Raw genomic sequence first — 5,532 nt, 5'->3', positions numbered from 1 at the left:
TCTGTAGGATCGTTCAACTGATCAGGAAAATGCTTAAATGATCAGTGTTACCTTTAAAGGGGCGTTTTTTATATCTGAATTTATAGACACTTCAAATTTAGAGGTCGTTATGCAATCTGAATTGATTATTATCGATGAGTTCTTTATTCCACAGTTGAATCGAACTCGAACGCTCCGCATTTACCTTCCTGCGGGGTATCACCAAGCAGAGCACGCTTATCCTGTCTTATACATGCATGATGGACAGAATGTCTTTGAGAAGTCTACAGCGACGTATGGGATGTGTTGGGACGCACAAACGACACTCGATGAGATGCAAAGGCTCGGTAAGTTATCAGGGGTAATTGTTGTCGCCATCGACAGCAGTCATGAGCTTAATGGCATGGAGCGTTACAATGAGTATTCGCCTTGGCGCGCTAACCAAGAGACAAAAGAGTTGGGTGTTGGTGATGAGCTACTTAAATTTGGTGGTCAAGGGGACGAGTATATGGCGTTTATCTGTCATACATTGAAGCCTTATATAGACCAAACATACAGAACAAAGCCGAACCGAGAGTTTACGTACCTAGCTGGCAGTTCAATGGGCGGGCTAATTAGCTTATATGGTGGCTCACTGTACCAGAATACTTTTGGCGTGCTTGGGGTCTTCTCTCCGGCGTTTTGGTTCAATAAATCCTCATACTTCGAGTATATGAAAGAGTTTAACTTTCTGTCTCCAATGAAAATATATATGGATATGGGAACGAATGAAGCTCGTGAAGAGGCAAGCGTAGATTTTGCTGACGTTTATCTGAGTGGTTCAAGGGCAATGAACACGTTACTCACTCAAAAGCCGAACGTGACGCTGTTTTATCAAGAAGGACAAGGTCATCAACACAATGAACTGGCTTGGTCGTTACGATTCCCGGATTTTATCGACTTTATTTTTAGACAATAAAAGAAGGCCTAACTCCGTTTTGTCTTCGTAAACGGTGTATTAGGCCTGCTTTTTTATCGCTTTATAGCCGTATCACTTTATACGTCTATAAAGCGATAGGCTTAGTATCAGCAAAGCTAGTCCTTGGCTGCTGACAATTTTTGCTTATTGCGCTTGTTCAACAAGTAGTCCTTGCTCATCAAACTGTTGTGTTGCCTTGCAAAGTCGGGCTTGGCAAATTGTAAGTCGCATAAGATGGCGTTATTTGGCTTTGGTTGAATCTCAAACTGCGCTTGTTTGTCGTTGACCGTGACCTGTTGTTGGTGACTGTCGATCATGATCTCCAACGATTGTGTTAATGGTGTCGAGATTACGGCAACAGACTCATGGTTTATGTCTAGCGTAAGCACCAATGTGATTTCGGGACTTACCGTATCTTCTAGATTTGACTGAATCTTGTAATGAGAAATCCCATTTTTGGATTCAAATGACAGTCGTAGCTGGTTTCCTTGACCAAAAGGCAACGAAGCCACTAATTCGCTCCAACAACTTGGGAAGTTTGGTGTTAGGTGTATCTGATTGTCCAATAAGCGTGGGCAATATCCCAAATAGTCCTGTTGCGCGTTACGAGCGTATTCTGAAACAGACCAGGCTTGAGCAAACGTCCCTGATTCTACAAGGTCGCGGTCACTTTCTTGGAAAGCATCCAAATTTTCACTCATTGTCCCTCTACAGCCTTGTGTAAGGATCTGTTTTGCCAAGTTTTTGGATAGCTGGTAACTGAGATCTTGCTGCTTAAACTTGTTGAGCGCCGTAATAGTAAAGCCCGCATTCCACCCCCAGATCGTCCCGTTGTGATAAGCCGCGTCCTTGTGGTACATGGCTTGATTGTCGTGATAAGGATGAAAATCGACATGCTCTTGTTGTAAGGAGCAGACCCCCCATGGGAACAATAGCGTTTCTACCGCGTTCTTGACGATGTATTGCTCTCTTTCATTCTGATTCAGCGGACTTTTCTGAGGAATTGAAATCGTCATCAACTGATTCGGACGCACGCTATAATCAGGCACATCACCTTGCGATAAATGGTCGGCTAGGCGATGGTTTGTATCATCCCAAAACTTGGTGGCGAAACTCTCTTTCACTTTTCCAGCTTGGATTGTCCAGCTCTTTTCTGATTCAGAGTCGCCCACCAGAATAGCGAGTTGAATAGCGCAGTTTAAGCTTTCAAACCACAAAGCTTGGATGTCATTGGCTTTAGGGCCGCGAGGAGACCAAGGTGTCATCCCATCAATTTTTGCATCCATCCACGTATCAGGGTGGCGATGTGCCATCAGACTGTCTTTATTCGAATAATCTTCATTCAAGCCATCTTTACTCAAGCTATCTTTATTCAAGTAATGTTTTTCGACACCCGTGATGAAACGCTTGAGAGTAGGGTAAATGGCCTTAGCGAACGCCACATCGCCAGAGTAGTTGATGTACTCAAGGGCTTCACGAATCATCCAAGGAGTACCATCGGTGGTGTTATAAATGATGTTCGTTTTACTCGTCACTCGATTCGGAATTCGCCCGTAATTCGCGGAATTTTCGTCGAGCATCTGCATGGACGCAAAGTTTTCAATGATCTCTTTTGCTTCACTAAACAGCCCATTAACCAAGCTTGTGCCCGACAAAGCGATAAAGGTGTCACGGCCCCAACAGTCCTTGAACCAAGGCAATCCAGCCCATATGCCCGTGCCGAACTCATGACTCACAAAGGTTCGGCTTGCAAGGCGCGACCACATGACCGCTCGGTTGTATTCAAGGTCGTTGGTCCACAAATAATTATTGGTTAAGAACTCATAAATCCGCTGTTGGTGAAGAACGTGTTCGTTATTTTTGACCGCTTGATTAACCAATGAACTAGCGGCTTTAAGGGTTTCAGCAAAGCCGAGGTAGACGATGAGTTCAGTTTGGTTATCTGACGTCGTGAGCATGAGTTTTGCGTTGCTCTTTGAGAGCTGAACTAGGTCGCGAAGTTCAGGGTGAGCATTTAGCGAGATCTCTCGTGCATGTACAGCATGATTGCTTGCGATGGCGACAAACCTTGGGCAGCCGTCTGGGCAAACTTGAGGGCTGAGTTCTATGACGATATTTGAGTCTGAAATGTGAACTTTAGAGTGAGTCGTCGGTACGTTGAGTTCTGGAATTAGGCTTAAAGCGCTCGGTTTGTTTGATGAAACCGTAAGCGATACCAGTCTAGAACCTTGAATCAGGTTCAGTGACTCGCGGCTATGATCATAGTGATGTTCAATACCATAAGGCGTCAGGCTGGCACGCTCTGCCTCTAACTTGTTATTGAACTTGCCGTCGATATAGCTGGCGAAGGTTCCCAGTATCCAACCTTGGTGGTGACGATATTTACCACCGTTTACATAGCTATAGGTTGCTCCATGATAGTAACCATCGACATTATCCCCGAACACAAACGGGAATGACCGTGTCTCTGAGATGGTGAGCTTTTGGAATAGTTGGTCATGTGGCATTGCAAATTCAGGGTGTTGCCAGTGAGGCTGCGACTCCTCAACCTCAATATCAGCCTCAATCAGGTGAGTATCAATAGGCTCACGTTGAGGTGTTGATAGATCATTGTATTCCCCTTTGGTTACTGTGATCGTTGGCGTCGAAGAGCCAAATTGCACCTTCAAGGAGTATTGACCAGCGACAGCGGGAGAGAGCAGCAGATCATTGCCAATACCTTGTGTATTGATAAGCGGCATTGCTTGTTCCAATTCACAGAGAGTGGCTACACTTTCATGCCCTGAAAGTGTCCATTGCTTGGTGCCATCTGAATCCGAAATTTTGAAGCGGTAAAGGTCGGTAGATAAACATAGGTTTGCTCGATAGGAGCCGTCTTGCTCTTTGAACAATGGGGTGTCTAACCCCCAACCATTGAATGTACCTTTTAGGTAAAGAGTAGGGATTTGCATAGCGACTTGATTTCCAAAACAAAAAAGGCACAGCATGCGCTGTGCCAAAGGACAATAGGATATTAATATGAGGAAAGGGTTATTAATATGAAGAAAGCTTATTTGGTAATTTGTTTTGCTGCTGTGTCTAGTGCTTCTCTAACGGTTTGCTTACCCTGCATTGCGTTATCGATAGCCGCACCTTCAGCGAACCAGTAAGCCGTCATTTGCGGGATGTTTGGCATGATTTCACCATTTTCAGCATTCGTCATGGTTGATTTGATGCGATCATCGCTCTCAAGAATTTTTTGGAATGACTTTAGTGTCACCGCGCCAAGAGGTTTGTCATCATTCATGGTTTTCAGAGCGTCGTCTTGGAATAGGTAGTTCTCTAAGAACTCGACAGCAAGATCAGTATTTGGACTCGCAGCATTGATACCCGCACTTAGGATCCCAACAAATGGGTTACCTTTACCGCCATTTAATGTCGGCAGTTCAGCAACGCCATAGTTAACACCAAGCTTGTCTAAGTTACCCCAAGACCAAGGGCCATTAATGGTCATTGCCACATTGCCATTGGTGAACTCTGCTTCTGCGACTGAGTAATCCATATTCGGGTTAACTACCCCTTGGTTTACCATATCAACTAAGAATTGAAGGCCGCGAACACCCGCTGCATTGTTAACACCTGTGCTTTTAGCGTCATAGCCTGTTGCTGTTTTTTCAAACGCGAAGGCACCACCAGCAGAGATCATCGGCCATGTGAAGTACGCATTTTTCACATCCCACATGATGGCTTTTTTGTTTTGCTTAGCCATCTCTTTCTGAATGTCAGCAAGCTCTTCCCATGTTTTTGGTGGGTTTGGAAGTAGGTCTTTGTTGTAGATTAGAGAAGGTGCTTCGATTGCTAGAGGGTAGCCCACAACTTTACCGTTGACTGTCACCGCATCCCAACTGAAGTCGACAAGCTTTTCTTTGAATTCTTTACTTGGATTAAGTTCGTGAAGTAGGCCTGATTCTGCGTAGCCACCAAAACGGTCGTGTGCCCAGAAAATGATGTCAGGGCCACCGCCTGTTGCTGCGTGCTGTTGGAATTTAGCTTCCAGTGAGTCTGGGTACTGAACGTTAATTTTTACACCGGTATCTTCTTCGAATTGTTTACCAATTTCAGCAAGACCGGCATAACTTTTATCGCCATTGATCCAGATAGTGATTTCACCTTCTTCCATAGCAAAAGCCGGTGCATTGAAAAGAGCAGCAAGGGTACAAATAGACAGTGTTTTCAATAGAGGTTTCATAGTTTCATTCCATATTCAGAAGGTTATCCATAACGATAATCACTTCTATCAGTTCTTATTATCTGCTGAAAATAATATCGACTAATTTAGCCTTTGAGAAATAGGTAAACGCACCTTTGATATAGTAAAAAGCTATAGCAACGCCGATGCAGTGCTGTTTTACAGGCGATCGCCATAGTTTTGTGAAGTGGCGCGTATAGAGAAATGTGAAGGCGGGCTCAAACTATTTTTGGGTGATGAAAGCCATCCAAAACTAAGCGTTAGGTTGCTTAGGTTAAGATGTGAAATGTTGGAGAGAACCGATGGCTTTGGGCAATAAAAAAGGTTCATCGCGGCTTTCCGGGGAAAGCCGCTTTTATCTTCAAGA

Annotated in this window: 4 protein-coding genes; 1 reads left to right on the top strand and 3 read right to left on the bottom strand. The window is 44.4% G+C overall.

Annotation, left to right across the window (positions count from 1 at the left end):
- Nucleotides 1–109 precede the first annotated feature (109 nt).
- Nucleotides 110–937 (top strand): alpha/beta hydrolase, encoded by an 828-nt coding sequence (locus AB6D80_RS23995; protein ID WP_372189831.1) that lies wholly within the window; start codon nt 110–112, stop codon nt 935–937.
- A gap of 116 nt (nt 938–1,053) precedes the next feature.
- Here the strand turns inward: AB6D80_RS23995 and AB6D80_RS23990 are convergent, their stop codons facing one another.
- The 3 genes from AB6D80_RS23990 to AB6D80_RS23980 form a co-directional block, all read right to left on the bottom strand.
- Entirely contained in the window at nt 1,054–3,936 is a 2,883-nt protein-coding gene (locus AB6D80_RS23990) for an amylo-alpha-1,6-glucosidase (RefSeq protein ID WP_372189829.1), read from the bottom strand.
- Nucleotides 3,937–3,986: 50 nt separating this feature from the next.
- Nucleotides 3,987–5,165 carry a maltose/maltodextrin ABC transporter substrate-binding protein MalE gene (gene malE / locus AB6D80_RS23985; RefSeq protein ID WP_009845865.1) on the bottom strand — a complete coding sequence of 393 codons (1,179 nt, stop codon included), beginning with the start codon at nt 5,163–5,165 and terminating at the stop codon, nt 3,987–3,989.
- A 159-nt stretch (nt 5,166–5,324) separates the two neighbouring features.
- Nucleotides 5,325–5,532, bottom strand: a 208-nt coding sequence (locus AB6D80_RS23980) for a hypothetical protein (RefSeq protein WP_372189827.1), incomplete at its 5' end; no start/stop codon positions are given.

Source organism: Vibrio sp. 10N.247.310.17 (assembly GCF_041466605.1).
In the GTDB taxonomy this organism is placed as follows: Bacteria; Pseudomonadota; Gammaproteobacteria; order Enterobacterales; family Vibrionaceae; genus Vibrio; species Vibrio tasmaniensis_A.
The sequence above is the reverse complement of the archived record's forward strand: the minus strand, read 5'-3'. Positions and strand labels throughout refer to the sequence as shown.